This is a genomic window from Paraburkholderia sp. DHOC27 (assembly GCF_003429005.1).
GTDB lineage: Bacteria > Pseudomonadota > Gammaproteobacteria > Burkholderiales > Burkholderiaceae > Paraburkholderia.
Window position 1 is genome coordinate 323,343 of record NZ_QVQV01000006.1, and the last position, 15,594, is coordinate 338,936.

12 protein-coding genes are annotated in these 15,594 nt (G+C 53.4%); 6 read left to right on the forward strand and 6 right to left on the reverse strand.

The features are described 5' to 3' along the window. Positions 1 to 12: 12 nt before the first annotated feature. The gene (locus tag D0B32_RS20185) at positions 13 to 924 is read right to left on the reverse strand and encodes a glycosyltransferase family 2 protein (protein ID WP_117336048.1); all 912 of its coding nucleotides are present in this window, start codon (positions 922 to 924) and stop codon (positions 13 to 15) included. Between the two features lie 108 nt (positions 925 to 1,032). On the opposite strand from D0B32_RS20185, the gene D0B32_RS20190 reads away from it, so the two are divergent. The 6 genes from D0B32_RS20190 to D0B32_RS20215 all read left to right on the forward strand — a co-directional run bounded on the left by D0B32_RS20190 (position 1,033) and on the right by D0B32_RS20215 (position 8,575). Next, the gene (locus tag D0B32_RS20190; protein WP_117336049.1) at positions 1,033 to 3,594 is read left to right on the forward strand and encodes a glycosyltransferase; all 2,562 of its coding nucleotides are present in this window, start codon (positions 1,033 to 1,035) and stop codon (positions 3,592 to 3,594) included. Then, positions 3,582 to 4,556 carry a glycosyltransferase gene (locus D0B32_RS20195; protein WP_117336050.1) on the forward strand — a complete coding sequence of 325 codons (975 nt, stop codon included), beginning with the start codon at positions 3,582 to 3,584 and terminating at the stop codon, positions 4,554 to 4,556. The genes D0B32_RS20190 and D0B32_RS20195 overlap by 13 nt, the downstream gene beginning before the upstream one ends. After that, positions 4,553 to 5,515 carry a glycosyltransferase family 2 protein gene (locus D0B32_RS20200; RefSeq protein ID WP_117336051.1) on the forward strand — a complete coding sequence of 321 codons (963 nt, stop codon included), beginning with the start codon at positions 4,553 to 4,555 and terminating at the stop codon, positions 5,513 to 5,515. Before D0B32_RS20195 ends, D0B32_RS20200 begins: the two co-directional genes overlap by 4 nt. Before the next feature lie 111 nt (positions 5,516 to 5,626). Next, positions 5,627 to 6,430, forward strand: a complete 804-nt coding sequence (locus tag D0B32_RS20205; protein ID WP_259295066.1) for an ABC transporter permease — start codon at positions 5,627 to 5,629, stop codon at positions 6,428 to 6,430. Positions 6,431 to 6,438: 8 nt separating this feature from the next. Then, positions 6,439 to 7,152, forward strand: coding sequence for an ABC transporter ATP-binding protein (locus D0B32_RS20210; RefSeq protein ID WP_117336052.1), 714 nt, complete (start codon positions 6,439 to 6,441; stop codon positions 7,150 to 7,152). A gap of 343 nt (positions 7,153 to 7,495) precedes the next feature. Continuing rightward, positions 7,496 to 8,575 carry a bifunctional 2-polyprenyl-6-hydroxyphenol methylase/3-demethylubiquinol 3-O-methyltransferase UbiG gene (locus D0B32_RS20215; protein ID WP_117336053.1) on the forward strand — a complete coding sequence of 360 codons (1,080 nt, stop codon included), beginning with the start codon at positions 7,496 to 7,498 and terminating at the stop codon, positions 8,573 to 8,575. Between the two features lie 13 nt (positions 8,576 to 8,588). On the opposite strand, the gene D0B32_RS20220 is transcribed toward D0B32_RS20215, so the two are convergent. The 5 genes from D0B32_RS20220 to D0B32_RS20240 form a co-directional block, all read right to left on the reverse strand. Continuing rightward, entirely contained in the window at positions 8,589 to 9,713 is a 1,125-nt protein-coding gene (locus tag D0B32_RS20220) for an acyltransferase (RefSeq protein ID WP_117336054.1), read from the reverse strand. A gap of 240 nt (positions 9,714 to 9,953) precedes the next feature. Then, entirely contained in the window at positions 9,954 to 10,988 is a 1,035-nt protein-coding gene (locus tag D0B32_RS20225) for a glycosyltransferase family 2 protein (RefSeq protein ID WP_117336055.1), read from the reverse strand. Positions 10,989 to 11,326: 338 nt separating this feature from the next. Continuing rightward, complete coding sequence (gene glf, locus D0B32_RS20230) at positions 11,327 to 12,478, reverse strand: UDP-galactopyranose mutase (protein ID WP_117336056.1); 1,152 nt, start codon at positions 12,476 to 12,478, stop codon at positions 11,327 to 11,329. Positions 12,479 to 12,488: 10 nt separating this feature from the next. Then, positions 12,489 to 14,351 carry a DUF4422 domain-containing protein gene (locus tag D0B32_RS20235; protein ID WP_117336057.1) on the reverse strand — a complete coding sequence of 621 codons (1,863 nt, stop codon included), beginning with the start codon at positions 14,349 to 14,351 and terminating at the stop codon, positions 12,489 to 12,491. 68 nt (positions 14,352 to 14,419) lie between these two features. Next, entirely contained in the window at positions 14,420 to 15,364 is a 945-nt protein-coding gene (locus D0B32_RS20240) for an NAD-dependent epimerase/dehydratase family protein (RefSeq protein WP_181969854.1), read from the reverse strand. Positions 15,365 to 15,594 lie beyond the last annotated feature (230 nt).

Below are 15,594 nucleotides of genomic sequence, written 5' to 3' on the forward strand. Positions count from 1 at the left end.
GCTTTTGTGCGCTCAGCGTGGCTCCGCCGGGTGAAACTTGCCCGTCTTGCCTCGCAAACCATCCTGAATCCCTTTGCTCATCATGGCGAAGTCTGCTGCACGCTGCTTCGACAGCGCGCTGAAGATGAAAAACTTGATACCCAGTCGGATGACCTCGTTCACTTTCCATGCAACGGGAATGTAACGGCGCCGACAAAGCAGGATCGCGTTGCGATAGTAGTAGTAGCGGCGAAGGGGTTTGTGGACCGCGAGCTTCACTCCGGCTATTTCGAGGGCTGCTTCGCCGATTCGGTGTTCCATCCGGACATCGAAAGCACCGTAGCTTTGATAGCCAGCAGCCCGCGCTCTAAGGCCCCATTCGATGTCTACGTAGTCGATGAACAGTCCTTCGTCCATCGGTCCAACTGCTTTGAGCGCAGCCATCGAAACCAGAGCGCCAGACGAGATAAGGTAGTCAGCGGTCGTCCAGGTTCCGCTGCCGGGGTCGCGCTTGCGGCGCGGAAAGCCGAACTGCGATTCGATGAACGGCAGATAGTAGTTGCGGTTATGTTCGAAGAAATATGGTCCGATCTGGGCCACGGGGCCTCTCGAAGCCAGTGAATCCTGGTAGGTCTCGAGCCGGTCGATCATGTCGGACGATGGCGCACTGTCCTGGTCGAACAGCGCACAGAACTCGAGATCGCCTTGTTTCTGGGCGTGTTCAAAACCACGATTTAGCGCGCTGGCGATTCCCTCGTTGGATGCCAGCCTGATGATTTCGCACTTCTCGGCCGGCAGTCGTGGTTGCCAGTCCGCAGAATTGGTCGAAGCGTTGTCGACTATCAAGATCTTTCGGACTTGCGGCGCGACAAGGCTGATCAGGCGCGACAAGGTTTTATATTCGGGCTCGTAGGTGACGATGACAGCGGCAGATCGATGGGACAAGTGGCGAAACCCGAACGGAGTAAATTTGCTTGAGAGTAATCGAACCGGGCGGTGCCGGTCAAATTGTTGGGAACGTGTGGTTTGCACGCATAGCGGGTTAGGAGACGCATGACGAACGGCAAATATCGGGTCCTGTTACTCGACACAAAATTCCGGAACCCGAATCACTACATCTGCATCGCACTGCGCGAAGCACTGAAGCGGTCCAGTCACATTGAGTGTGTCGTGGAGGCTGGGCCACTCGATGCAATCAGCCGCGCCTATGCGAACAGTTGCAATCTGTTCGTTGCCTTCGACGGCGAAGAGCTTGATCAAACGCTCTGCAAACGCCTTGCGCAGGCCTGTGGCCGCTCGTTGTTGTGGGTCACGGAGGATCCTTACGAAGTTTCGGTCAACAAGCGCAATGCGCTGATCTTCGATCTGATTTTCACGAACGATTCGTCGAGTGTGATGGAGTACGGTGCGAAGGGGCGGCACCTGCCGCTCGCGGGCGCTCTTGAGTTTCACAACATACCGGTGCTGCCCGCCGAAAAGCCACTACGTTATGACTTGTTTTTTGCTGGCACCGCCTGGCCCAATCGGACGGCTTTCGTGCGTTCCGTCATCGGCGAGATGCCGAGCGAATGGAAATTCAAGCTCGCTCTCCCGGTCAATGAACATTTGCCGCCGCGCAACGTGGACTTACCCGAAAGCCTCGTTTCATGGCGTACGTCACCGCCTGATTTCGGCAGGTTTGTGAACTGCTCTGCGGTGACCATCTTGCTGCCTCGGGTCTTTTCCGCATCCGGTGGCAGACAGTTCGCCGAGACCCCGCCTCCTCGGCTATTCGAAGCGGCGCTGGCTGGTGGCGTTCAACTGGTACAGGAAGGGCTCGCGGAGGCTGCCGGGTCGTTTGAGCCAGAGCGCGAGATCGTGCTGTTTTCGGACGGCCACGATTTCGTCCGGAAAGCATCCGAAGTGATCACTGATCGCCAATACCGTAACCGCGTCGCAACGGCGGCACGTGAACGGGCATTACGAGATCACACCTATGATCAACGCGTCGCAACAATGCTCACCGAGCTCACGAAGTTGCCTGCGCATGCATTGGCCAAGGTCCGTACTGACAACGAGTTACCGGGCACGAATCGCAAGACGGTTTTATTCGTCAGCCACAACTACATCAGCAGAGGGGATTTCGGTGGCGTGGAAATTTACCTCGACCGGCTGCGCGCGGAGATTGGCGATGAGTTGAATGTGCTGTTCTATTTGCGCGGTGGACCAGGTGAACAGTTCGAGTCGTTGCTGCTGTCGCAGGATTACACGCTGCTGAAGCGCTACACGTTTCGAGATGCATTCGATGTTGGGATGTTGTCGTCGCCTGAACGGGAGCAGGCATTTCATGCGCTCCTCGTCGAGAACAGGGTGGATTTTGTTCATTTCCATCACTTCATTGGCCATCCCCCTTCTCTTGTCTATATGGCTCGGCAACTTGGTGTGCCGACCGCAATCACGTTCCACGACTATTGGGCGGTGTGTAACGAGTACCAACTGATTTCTTTCAATGGGGCCTTTTGCGGCGCGCCAAATGTGTCTCTTTCACAATGCGACGTATGCCTGTCGAAGAAGCACGAGTTTGCTCCGGGATCGCAGGCCGCGAGGCGTCAATTCTGGAACGGGGTACTTGCAGCGACGGACCTGCTGATTTTTAGTACGCCGGGTGTCCGCGATCTGGTGAGTACCACGTATCCCGCAGTACGCGAGCATGAAGGCGTGAGACTTCTTCCTGTACCGATTCTTGACGGCGAGCCAGTGCAACGCGTAGCGACGCATTCGGGGGGGAACAACGAACGTGGCCGCTGGTCGCTCAAGGTCGCGATGCTGGGTAACGTCACGGCGGGAAAGGGCGGAGACCTGTTCGCGCCAACGGTTGCCGCGCTCGCGCACGCGCCGGTCGAGTTCCACGTATTCGGCAGACTTGATCCGGCCTTTGCGTACCTGAACAACAAAAAGCAGTTTCCGAATCTGATCGTACATGGTCCCTATGTTGCCGACCAGTTGCCAGATAGCCTGCTTCAGTGCGATGTTTCGCTGCATACCTCCATCTGGCCTGAGACGTATTGCCTGACGTTGTCGGAGGCCTGGCAAAACGGGATCGTACCGATCGTCTCCGATATTGGCGCACTTGGGGAGCGTGTCGAGCACGGCCGCAACGGGATCAAAATACGGGTTGGTCAAGCGGGTGACTTGATCAGCGCGGTTCGGCTGCTTGCGGAAGACCGAAGCCAACTGGCGAAGTTGCGATCCAACATTTCCGGCAAACTTTACGAAACATTGACGCCGCATGTCACAGCCCTGCTGGGTGAGTATCGCAAGCGTTTCAGAGACTTGCCGCACGAGGCGACCACCGGGGCGACCGTGCATGGTGGAGGTATCGCTGAATTCGGAATCGTATTGCAAGCGCCCTCCTGGGTTCAGAACAGCGGGTTGTCGCGCGCCGCGATCTTCGGAGGCACAGGTGCGCGGTCATCGCTCGTGACGCTTACGCGTGCGATCGTCCCCGCGCGCGTTCGGAGCGCCATCAAGCGTTCGAAGTTGCGTAACGTGCATGCGTTCTACACACACCATGGTTTCAAAAAGACGGCATCGTTGCTCGTCAAGCACGGGAAAAGGATTCTATGGAAGCGATAGAACGGGTTTTGGTGTGCGGTGCATCGCCCGACTCGATTAATCAAAACGCGCAATTACGTCGCTACGTTGGAGAGGGTTTCGCGACCGTGCTAGGTGGTGCGTCGGTTCGTGTGTGTTCGCTTGAAGCAGCGGAGTATGTGGCGCAAGAATTCGCTCCGCAACTGGTGGTCGTATTTGGGTCGTGTATGCCCTCCGTAAGCGTCTACCACGGGCTGAAGAACTTTTGCATTCAAAACCATGCGTACCTGACTTTCTGGCTACACGACGATCCCTACGAGTTCGACTTCAACTATAAGATATTCGATGATGCGGACATGATCTTTTCAAATGATCGCTGGGCCGTGTCGCACTACCAACATCCGCACGTCTACCACGTGCCACTTGCGGCCAGCAGGGCAGAGCATTTCCGCCCGTTAGGCGCGCGAAAGGACCGAGAGGTTTTCTTCTGTGGCGTGGGATTCGCCAATCGGGTCACCCTGCTGCGCGACTGCGCGGCTCACCTGGCAGACGTACAGGTTGAGATTGTTGGCGCAGAATGGCCTGCGGACATCTCGTTTGCGCGCAACGAGCGCATCGACAATGCAGTGCTACCGGATCACTACGCGAGTTCGTTGATGACATTAAACATCGGGCGTCGATACAACCTGGCCAATGCCCGATTCAATCTCGATGCCTCGACGCCTGGTCCTCGTACGTTCGAGGCTGCTATGGCTGGCACGGTGCAGTGCATGTTCGTGGAAGGACTCGAGATTTGCGATTACTTCGACCCGGACGAAGGCGAGATATTGCTGTTTGACACGCCGGCGGAATTGCGCCGCCAGATCGACATGTTACGGGATGATCCACCCGCGGCTGCGCGATTGGCTGGGGCAGCGCAGCAACGGGCGCTTCGCGACCATACTTACGCCAATCGAGCGGCCAGGATTCTTGAACTCGTTGATCACCACCTGGGTACGGCATGACTGAGGCGACTTCGAGTATTGATCGACCGCAAAATGCCGATGCCTGCAATGGCCGCCGTATTTTTGCTGTCGTCGTTACGTTCAATCCGGATATTGCCACCTTCAAGACGCTGCTCGGTCAGACGCATGACCAGGTCGAGCAGATCGTAGTAGTCGATAATGGCTCCCGGAAGGAGTGCACCGCTCAACTCTCGCGGCTTTGCGCGGGATATGCCACGCTGTGTTTGTTGCCCGATAACATTGGCATTGCCGCCGCACAGAATCGCGGTGTCGAAAGGGCGAGGGCGGCGGGCGCTACGGATGTACTTTTGCTTGACCATGACAGCGTTCCCACGAGCGGCATGGTGAGCGCGCTTGCCGCTGCCAGTGGTGAGCTGTGCGCTTCGGGTGAATCTGTTGCAGCGGTCGGACCACTGATCGTCGAACGGCAAACCCAGATCGTAGCGCCCGTTCCGCAGATTCTTGAAGGGCAGGTGCAGTTTCATTTGCCTTCAGGCACTGCGCCGGTGCGATGCGAATATTTGATCGCTGCGGGCACGTTGATTCCGATCCATGCGTTTCAAACCGTTGGTCCGATGAATGAAGCGTATTTTGTCGACCAGGTCGATGTCGAATGGTGCCTACGGGCGGGTGCGGCAGGACTCGGCGTGTATTGCGTTCCGCGGGCGCGTCTGGATCATGCGATTGGTGACGAAGTGGTCGGCTTCTGGATGTTCGGATGGCGGCAACTGGCCGTGCATTCACCGTTGCGCGATTACTATTACTTCCGTAATTCGCTGAGGCTCATGTTTTCGGGCCATGCTGCGCCGCCTTGGCGACGCTTCTGGACCCGACGACTCCTGCGACTGCTGGTGCTACAAACGATGTTCGTCCCGCCGCGGTGGCGCAGGTTACGGGCGATGGTGTCCGGTGCGTGGGCGGCGATTGCAGAGCGGTGCCTCACCCGCGGGATTTCCTGACAAGCGTCGTCGGGGCGTTGCTCACGCGATGATAAGCATGATCTCAGGGCAGTGAAGCGGGAGGCGTTTGACATTCGGCTACAATAGCGGGCCAATTAATTGCAAGCAGGTATGAACACAATCTCCAGTAAACGTTTTGGCGGCTTGCGCGATCTGTCGGCTGCGCTCGCCAATCCCCACTTGTGGGCGCTGCTAGCCTGGTATGACATCAGGCAACGATATCGCCGTTCGGTGCTAGGTCCGTTCTGGGTGACCATCTCCACCGGCGTCATGATCGGGACAATGGGCCTGCTCTGGTCCGTCCTGTTCAAGAACGATGTTCAGTCGTATCTACCGTTTTTTGCGGTTGGCAGCATTGTGTGGACCTTTTACTCAACTCAAATCAACGAGGCTTGCACCGGTTTCACGCAATTCGAGTCGACCATCAAGCAGATACGCTTCCCGATGGGCGTATACCTGTTACGCATCCTGATGCGTAACCTGATTATCCTGGCCCACAACTGCGTCATCCTCGTCGTTGTGATTGGGATTTTGGGTCCGATGCCGACTTGGCATGTGTTGCTGGCCATTCCGGGGTTATTCCTTGGCAGTCTGGCAATGCTCGGTATTTCGATGATCGTTAGCGTGTTCTGCACACGATTCAGGGACATGCCTATGATCATCCAGAACGCCACGGTCGTATTGTTTTATATCACCCCGATCATTTGGCGCCCTAATGCACTTGGGTCGAAGCACGGATGGGTCGCAGAGTACAACCCGTTCGCCCACCTCATTGAAATCGTGCGAGCGCCAATCATCAGTGGCTACTTCCCGCTGCACTCATGGATTTGGTCGTTGGCTACGACATTCGTGTTCCTGGTTATCGGGATCGCCCTGCAGGGCCGGTTCCGCGATCGAATTGCTTACTGGTTGTGAGTCAGTGAATGAGTGATTCCTACATACGCGCGCAAAATATCGTTGTGGAGTTTCCGATCTACAACGCGTCCCATCGTTCGCTGCGCAAGTCTTTGATGCGCGCGACAACGGGTGGCCGGGTAGCGGCGGACGCAGCTAAAAGAGTGACCGTTCGGGCGCTTGATGATGTTACGTTTGAATTTAAGCCTGGCGATCGAATTGGCCTGGTTGGGCACAATGGAGCCGGTAAGACGACTATGCTCCGGGTGCTTGCCGGGGTGTATGCCCCGGTATCTGGCGCGCTGAACGTGAATGGCCGGATAGTGTCTCTGATCGATCTGTCGCTTGGAATGGATCAGGAAGCTACGGGATACGAGAACATCTTTTTGCGCGGCATCATGATGGGCATGAAGCCGAGCGAGATCGAGAAGAAGCTCGATGCCATCGCCGAATTCAGCGAACTGGGCGAGGATTTCCTGAACATGCCAACTCGGACCTACTCGAGCGGTATGTTGTTACGTCTCGCGTTCGCGGTTTCGACGTCGATTCACGCGGATATTGTTCTGATGGATGAATGGCTATCGGTCGGTGATGCGGCGTTCAATGAAAAGGCCGCCGATCGTCTGGATCAGGTCGTACAGAATTCGGCGATTCTTGTGTTGGCCTCTCACTCACCAAAATTGGTCGAAAAAATGTGCAACCGGGTTCTGACGTTCGAGCACGGCAGGATCAGGGAGCTTTGAGCATAGCGAAGACTCTCAAGTAGCCTTGTCGCGATGTTAGGTGTTCCGACTTACGCGGCGGAACATCGCTATGACGCTGGAACGCTCGATACTCCGATCTCTGACACGCGGGGCTGCGCCGATCATAGATGGCCTTGCGCGTTCGGACGCGGTCCTGAACCTCTATATCGGCTCGCGGTTGAACGCGCCGTACCTCCCACATTCAGCCTTGTCGGGCAAGCCGCCATATATCGCGGACGAGCCGTGCGCTTTGACAGTTGGTGAGATATCGAAATTGCGTGATATCGTTTGACCAACGAAGCTTCGATAGTATTTCGACGATCGGTGTCTATGGAGTTGCGCAATGGACAGACGCGATTTTGTTCTGAAGCATGTCACGAAAGCGGGGCGCGGGATTGAGATCGGGCCGTGGGTGAACCCTCTGGCGCCGAAAAGTGAAGGCTACAATTGCCTGATACTTGATGTGTTTGACCGAGACACATTGCGTCAAAGGGCCAGTGAGGTTCCAGACTTTGCGCCAAGAGTCGATGCCATAGAGGACGTTGATCTCGTCGGATCGTCAACTCATATTGATCTGCTGGTCGCGGCACGCGGCGAAGCAGGTATGTTTGACTACGTGGTCTCGTCCCATAACTTCGAGCACCTGGCCAACCCGATCCGATTTCTGCAGGGTTGCGAACGTGTTTTGAAAAAAGACGGCGTTCTGTCGATGGCAATCCCTGATCACAGAGGGTGCTTCGACATTTTTCGCCCGGTTACGAGACTATCGGAGTGGGTCGACGCGTTTGTCGAAAATCGAGAATCCCCGTCGATCGGGCAGATTTTCGACGACAGATGGGCGTACGCTCATTTTCATGATAATGACGGAGAGAAAATAGCTTTTCCGCGCAACAGCCCAATAAATAAAATGTTTACATCGACGGCTGGACTTGACGGAATTCTTAAAGAATGGACGTCGAAGTCGCGATGGGCACTAGAACAGTATCGAGACGCCCACTGTTCTGTATTTACACCAGCGTCATTTGAGCTTTTGTTACGTGACGCAGCCTATTTTGGTCTCGTCGGGTTTGAAGTTATCGATATTCGCGACACTGATGGATGCGAGTTTTACGTACATCTTCGTAACAACCCGTCGGCACGCGATAATCCACCGCGAGATTATGCTGCAATCCGCACCGAATTGTTTCGGCGAGTAAAAGCGGAGGAATCTGAGAATCAAACTTCAGTCGTATGCGACCATCTAAACCACAAAATACAGGCGCTAAATGATCTGCTCGCGTCGAAAAATATCGAAATTGAGGAGCGTAAAGCGCTAATCGCAAGGATGGATTCGACAATCAATGCGATCCATAACTCAAATAGTTGGCGGGCGACCTCTCCACTGCGCAAAATTTCGATCACCATGCGTCGACTGCTTGGTTAGGCACCTTGAGGGCTCAGCGAAGTGGAGGTGCAGATGTCGAGGTTTGCGACTCTAACCTGGATTTATCTCGCGCGGGTATTAACGCGTCGCGAAAGCGCCTATAAATAGGACGCTCAAAGATATTGAAAATAAGAGTTGCGAGCGCAAGCACTATCGGTGCGAAAATAGCGAAACGTACAAACGGGTTTGTGATTTTCATCATGCCAAGATAGACGCCAAGCGTAATCATTGGGAAATGAATTAGATAAACCGAATAGCTGATCTCTCCAAGCCAACGCATGGGCCACGTCGAAAGTAGCTTCACCATCCAGCTTTGAGACATCGAGACACTATAAATCAAGAAAGGCATTGAGAACAGCGCCGCAAACTCAACATTGCCTCGCCAGTCCGAATGAGTAACGAAAATAAGCCCGGTGAGAATTGCCAGCTCCAAGAAGCCTGCCGTTATCCTGAATCGGTTTGGATCTGCTATCGTCGATCTGAGCGCACGCGTTATTCGATAGACGGCAACGCCCAGCAAGATCCCGCTTGCGGCTCGAAGAATGCCTATGCTAATTCCGATTGATAGGACCCGATAGGGTGGCTCATGTAAGGTATGGATGTTGTGATAAAGATAAAAATATCCAGCGTAAGCCGCCAATACAAGCAATTCAGTTCGTGCTCGCTGAAATGCGATGGGTAGAACCAGCATACCTATCCAGAATTCCCCGGAGATCGACCAGCTTGCCGCGTTCCAGCTCCAGGCTTCCGCCAAACCGGTGGTCTGGAGCAAAAGGACGTTCAATAACCCCGTCCACATAGCGCCGTCAATGTACGGCAACTTTCCCCAGTAAAGATAGTCGATGCACCCGGCGGCGAGCATCGTAAGGAGGTGGAGAGGATACATTCGCACGAGCCGATGACTCACGAACTGGGCTAGGGGGATTTGACCGTTTTGCAGTCCGCGTTCATACACGTGGCAGAGAACGAAGCCGGAGAGAAGGAAGAAGAAATCGACGGCGAGATAGCCATCGCCAAACGGGAAAGACTTCCATCCAAACGACGAGCCAAAAAAATGCAACGCCATGACAAGGATCGCGAAGATGCCGCGAAGGCCGTCGAGTGCGTGATATCGGCGTTTGGATGGGCGCGAAGACATTTTCTCGGATTACACGGGGCACAGAGGAAATTTCGCGATATTAGACCATAGACGCCTGCTTCGACAGATTTTCAAAACCTGCGCCTGGTCAGCATTCCTCGGTACGCGCTTGCCCGGCGCGTGCGTCCTGACGCTTACCGGGGCGGAGACGCTGAGTATTTTGCAATTGGCGTTTGCAAGCTGCTGGGGACTTGGGTCGCGCCTTCGCCGACGCACCGAGCATGGGCGCGTTGATATCGCTCAGACGAGGAACTTCCGGAGGAATGGTATCCGTGTTCCTTTTCTAATGGTCACGAGCACCCAAAGGGGGAGCGAATTCAATGCGAACGTCATCAGCCTGAGTTTTCGCTTGAAGGTTGGATTAGTGAAGGGATCGTCAGTGGTCATCCGGCAGAACTCGTTTAGCATTGCCAGGAGCTCCTCGCGGTCCTTGGAGCCTTGTTTGACCGCGTGCGCCGCTTCCTCGACGAAATCTTTCCTGAATCGCGGCACAATTCCATCGCTGAAATAATGGATCCCCGTAAAGTCATCATTCGGGAACGTACTCGCCAGCTTCTTGAAGTAACGGAACCGGCTGCGCGACATCTTGATTGACCAGGAAGTCGAGCCGCTGTGCTGGCACCACGCGGTTACAGCCTTTTTGACAAAGTAATTGGTGTATCCAGCGTGGAACATTCGTAGAAATAGGTCATCATCTTCATAACCCATAAACTGTTCGTCAAATCCATCGACAGCTTCAAATGCTTTTCGGTAAATCAGAGACGCAGAAGGAAGGATGAAAAGATCGTGCCTCAGCAGCCCTAAAATATGTCCGCGTTTTGGGTGGGTACCGAACTGATCGAGCATGTTCGAGTGATAGATTTTGCCAGCCTCGTCGGCGTGACACAGGTCGCCGTAGACGAATCCAAGACGCGCATCATCCTTGTCAGGCAGTCCATCAAGCAGATCGCGGACGTGATCCGGAAAATAATAGTCGTCCTGATCCAGAAAACAGATGAAGGTGGATTTCGACGCTTTGACGCCAGCGTTTCGGGCAGAACCTTGGCCGCCATTCTCCTTGTCGAGGATACGGAACGCGTATCGCTCGGCCAGCTTTGCAAGAGCGGCGCGCTCCTCGGGTTTTGACCCATCATTGACGATAATGAACTCGTCGGGCGGAGTGGTTTGACCGAGAACGCTCTGTATTGCGCGTTCAACCCAATTTGACCCGTTGTAAAAGGGGACGATCACGACGACCGAGCGATCAGTGGGCTCAGGTGCTTGATACCTGTACATGGTGGCCCTCTTGTGTTGCTGAAACCATATGGAGACCGCATTCTATACGATCTCTCACGGACTGTTGTCCCCAATACTCTACTGCTTGACTCTCTCCGGTACTGAGAACCGCGCGCTCTACTAAGCAATTTTTATGGTTTTACTTCTGCTCGATTGGGCGCAGCATGACCAGCTCCGTTGTGCAAACATTCAAGACCGCTTCGCCTGCGACTGCTCGTTTCGGTGTCACGCAAGAGGCCGCCCGAAGGCGGCCCCTTGTATCTATCGCCCATATTGAGGATTGGCGCGCAGTACTGTAAGCAATGAAACATGCCCCACAAGTCAGGGCATTCCTCCTCTTACAGAGGCGATACGATGAATGGTGGCATGTCCCTCCCATCGGCGCGTGATTCGAGGAAGGCGTCGGCAGTAGCCAGTGCCTCGCCAATCGTGACATCCATATCGAGATAACGATAAGTTCCAAGCCTGCCGACGAACGTTACGTTCTTTTCCGCAGAAGCCGCTTCCACGTATTTTTTTAGTATCTTTTGTTCTTCCACCAACCTGATCGGATAATACGGGGTCTCGTCGGGCTGACAGAGGCTACTATATTCTTTAAATGCAATAGTTTTTTCGTGCGATTCCCATGGCGCGAAGTGTTTGTACTCCGTAATACGCGTGTATGGAACCTGTTCTTCAGGGTAACTCATAACAGCGCACCCCTGAAAATCACCTTCAGCGCGAATTGCTTCAAACTTCAAAGTTCGATAAGCCAATCTGCCGAAAGAATGATCAAACCAACTGTCGAGCGGTCCGCTGAAAAATACATGCTCATAACCCGCGGCATCAATCCGATTAAATTTTCTCCCTATAAGGAGATTAATATTTTTATGATTTAGAATGCCGGCCACGATATGCGTGTACCCGTGCTCCGGAATTCCCTGAAATTTATGATTGAAATAATTGTCGTCATAGTTAAATCGGACGGGCAGTCGTTTTAACACTGACGCGGGCAACTCGCTCGGCGGAAGTCCCCATTGTTTGATCGGATAACCCCGGAAAAACGCATGATAAAGTTCAGTGCCCAAAAACTTGAGCGCTTGATCTTCAAAACTTACAGGCACGTCAATTGATTTATCGGCTTTCTCGGCGATAAATTCCTGCGCTTCCCGGGGGCTGAACGTCTTCGAAAAAAATTGGTTGATCGTATGCAGGTTGATGGGGAGACCGTAAACATGCCCGCCTGTGGTTGCTTTCACTCGGCAAATGTAGGGCATGAAGGTGTCGTAGTCCTGCACATATTTCCAGACGCGTTCGTTGTCCGTATGGAAAATGTGCGGGCCATGTACGTGTACGTTCACACCGGTTTCTTCGTCTCGCTCGGTGTGGCAATTACCGGCAACGTGATCGCGCGACTCAAACACATCAACCTGGTAGTTCTGCTCGGCAAGTTGGCGCGCTATGACTGCTCCAGAAAATCCGGCGCCAACTACTAGAATTTTTTTCGTCATATTTCCCTCTCTATAAGCTCTTATCCAGCCACACCGCGACTGGCCAGATCGCACGTCGGACAAACCTTGGCATTGATCCCCAGATTCTCGATGCGGCCCAGCGAAGAGGCGACGTCCGGCGAATCTGCTCCATTATCGGAGCGGAGGCCGGCTGCGGTTTTTGGAGCTTCGACATTGCGCGCTCGTACCAGGGAGTCAACCTAAGATAGTACCAATAATAGTGCGCAAAGAACGAATCAAAACTGTTCCACGGTTTTTGTGCGCCGGCATAATGAATGATCGAGGGCGCCTGGATGGAACGATCGTATTTGACTTTTAACCCACTCGGCAAAGCGTCGGACACGTCATCAGGCAGGTTTACACAGTTCCATTTTGCGTCAAGATAGAGAACATCCCGTGCGAGATACTTGTTCAAAACATCCTGATCAAGGAACCAATAGCGTTTGTGACGGAGATCATTAATCATCCGCTCGGAAAGATTTTCAGTTCGGAGTTTGTCGAGATTAAACAGAATCACGCCGGCCTGAAAGTACTTGTCATAATCATCTGCTAACTCAAGATAGTCAGATAGATACTTCATCGCGGTCGTGCCGCCGACGGTTGAAAGAGAACTGACTCCTTGTGAAACGAAGGCATGCATGATCAGATCTTTGACCGCAGCGATTGCGTGATCACCTAGATCGAAATCGAAAATCTTGCTGACGTCGTCCAGAACGATTACGTCGGTGTCTAGAAACAGTAACTTCTTCCGATTTTTCACGATCTCAGGCAGCGCGAGCCGATAGAAAGTCGCGCGCGTGAAATACATGTGGGCCTCGATGTCCAAAAACTGCATGGACATGTCAACAAATGATATTTGCGCATGCGGATGAATCCGCTCCAGCATACGCAGCCCACGTTTATCGTCCTCAGTAATTCCGCCGTCCAGGATCAGGAAATCGATAAATTTCGATCGATCTGCATTCGAGAAAACTGAGGCAACCAAAGCCGCCATGTGCGACACGTAATTGTGATCCGTCGCGGCGACCACTGATACGATTTCAAGGGGAGTGTCGGGGAGATCGGGGCACTGGGCGTAAATTTTGGTATCACGAACGAAGACACGCCGAAGATAGCGTACTTTCAGGGTAGGGTTGTTTCGGATCTTATTGGTCACGAATACGCCAAGCAAGCGCTCTGCGATATATCCAATAACCCGACGTTCGGATGCATTGTAATTGGTTACATCAATAGATGCGTCCAATGCATCCAGGATTTTGAACAGCCATTCTGAATATTCTTCAAAGATGTCGCGTTTGAAGATAAACATATTGGTGAAAAGACCTGCTGAAGATCCAATCACCGTTTTAAAATCTTTATAGTAATCCGGATAGAGAGAGTTGATAATCTCGCCTGCCAGCTCCAGATCCTTTACGTTGTGATGTTGAGCATAATGGTCGCGAATGGAAGCTTTGCCATCAATCGCGGGAACAGTCCATGGTTCTGCAACGACCATGTCGAATCCTTCGACGCACTCCTGGATGCTGTCGTCATTCAGTCCATATCGCGCGAGTACGTCTGGTGTAAAGCGATCCTCCACTACGAGGCCCGCCGCATCCACCGTACGATTTTGCATCTCGGGATAGAAATCAAACACCCGGCGATAATGCATCAACCCGATGTAATCGGATTGCTTGTCGTTTTTCCAAACCCAATATTGCCCGGTCAATTCGCAGTACGCGGGATTTTTCCTGGAAATGTTATCGCCAGTATCATCACCTAGCATCGGCAGTTTTTGAACGGCGAGAGCTCTTCCAGTTTGAATGGGCCGAAGCGAGTTCGTGTCTAAAAGGTGCGCCGAGTTAAAGTAGTTAACGTATACTGAGATTTTCATTTACTGTTTGTATATTGACGACGTCGTTGGCATCACGATGTTACTTATGTAACGAAATCGGCGATTTTTTAGGCGAGGTGATTGATAGCGTGCGTCTGCTGGCCGGCCCACGCCACAGTACGATTTATACCTTCTGCTATATCCACTGTGGGAGTCCAGTCCAATAACTTGCGCGATTTTTCAATATTCAAAATATTGACCGGTAAATCAACGCCGCGCCCAGGCTTGTACTCCACGTCGAAGGAATGATTGAACTCATTCTTCAGAAGCTGAACGATCTGCGACAAAGAAAGGCCAATTCCAGTGCCAATATTTAATAGTTCATTTTTGCTTTCGACTGTCGCGGCGCGCGCGATCGCCTCGACTGCGTCGGAAATGTAAATGTAGTCGCGGATAACTGAACCATCGCCCCAGATTTCAATAGGCGCATTGGAGATTATCTTACCAATGAAATTGGCGATAACCCCCTGGTTACCATTGAGGCGTTGACCCACTCCGTATGGATTGGCTAACCGGAGTACGTTGTATTCGAGTCCATAAAGCTTATTATAAAGACTCAGATAATATTCGACGGTTTTCTTGACGATCCCGTAAGAGCAGGTCGGCGATCCGTGCATATCTTCAGTCAACGGTTCACTGTGCTTGCCGCCGTATACCGTCCCGCCTGACGAAAGGTAAATGAATCGACGCACGGTCGATGCTCGTACTGCATCGAGCAGGTTAATGGTGCCGATAAGGTTTGTCTCGATGTCGAAGATGACTCGTTCGTTCGAATTCGCGGGCCCGACGCTCGACGCAAGATGAAAGCACACATCGACGTCCACAAGTGCGCTCCGCAAGACGCTTTGGTCGTAATACTTGCCGTAGACCGTCGTTACGTTCTGCGGAGGGAGCGGTACACACGGGACGGCTTCCTTTAACTCGACGATGGTGACGTGCCAGCCCCTCGAGACCAAGAGGTTGGTAAGGTGAGCGCCGATAAAGCCGAACCCACCGGTAATGAGTGCCTTCATTTGCAATTCCATTTGCGGCCGTCCGCATCGCCGCTGCTGTAAGTTCGCTTGCGCGTGTATCGCTGTCGGCTGGGCACCGCCCCTCGTTTCACCCAGGTGGTTTTGGCGCCGTGGGGTAAGTAACCGGTGTCGAATTGCGGTGCCACTCGACACTGGGAGCCAGGTCCCTAGTTCGGTCCAGCGCCAGGTGAGGGCGAGGAGGGATGTAGAATGCTTGGACGGTCAGCCGG

Coding starts and splice junctions, on each gene's coding strand:
- D0B32_RS20240 (WP_181969854.1), bottom strand. CDS start 15,364: ATGAAGGCACTCATTACCGGTGGGTTCGGCTTTATCGGCGCTCACCTT.
- D0B32_RS20195 (WP_117336050.1), top strand. CDS start 3,582: ATGGAAGCGATAGAACGGGTTTTGGTGTGCGGTGCATCGCCCGACTCG.
- D0B32_RS20220 (WP_117336054.1), bottom strand. CDS start 9,713: ATGTCTTCGCGCCCATCCAAACGCCGATATCACGCACTCGACGGCCTT.
- D0B32_RS20225 (WP_117336055.1), bottom strand. CDS start 10,988: ATGTACAGGTATCAAGCACCTGAGCCCACTGATCGCTCGGTCGTCGTG.
- D0B32_RS20215 (WP_117336053.1), top strand. CDS start 7,496: ATGGACAGACGCGATTTTGTTCTGAAGCATGTCACGAAAGCGGGGCGC.
- D0B32_RS20190 (WP_117336049.1), top strand. CDS start 1,033: ATGACGAACGGCAAATATCGGGTCCTGTTACTCGACACAAAATTCCGG.
- D0B32_RS20200 (WP_117336051.1), top strand. CDS start 4,553: ATGACTGAGGCGACTTCGAGTATTGATCGACCGCAAAATGCCGATGCC.
- glf (WP_117336056.1), bottom strand. CDS start 12,478: ATGACGAAAAAAATTCTAGTAGTTGGCGCCGGATTTTCTGGAGCAGTC.
- D0B32_RS20235 (WP_117336057.1), bottom strand. CDS start 14,351: ATGAAAATCTCAGTATACGTTAACTACTTTAACTCGGCGCACCTTTTA.
- D0B32_RS20205 (WP_259295066.1), top strand. CDS start 5,627: ATGAACACAATCTCCAGTAAACGTTTTGGCGGCTTGCGCGATCTGTCG.
- D0B32_RS20210 (WP_117336052.1), top strand. CDS start 6,439: ATGAGTGATTCCTACATACGCGCGCAAAATATCGTTGTGGAGTTTCCG.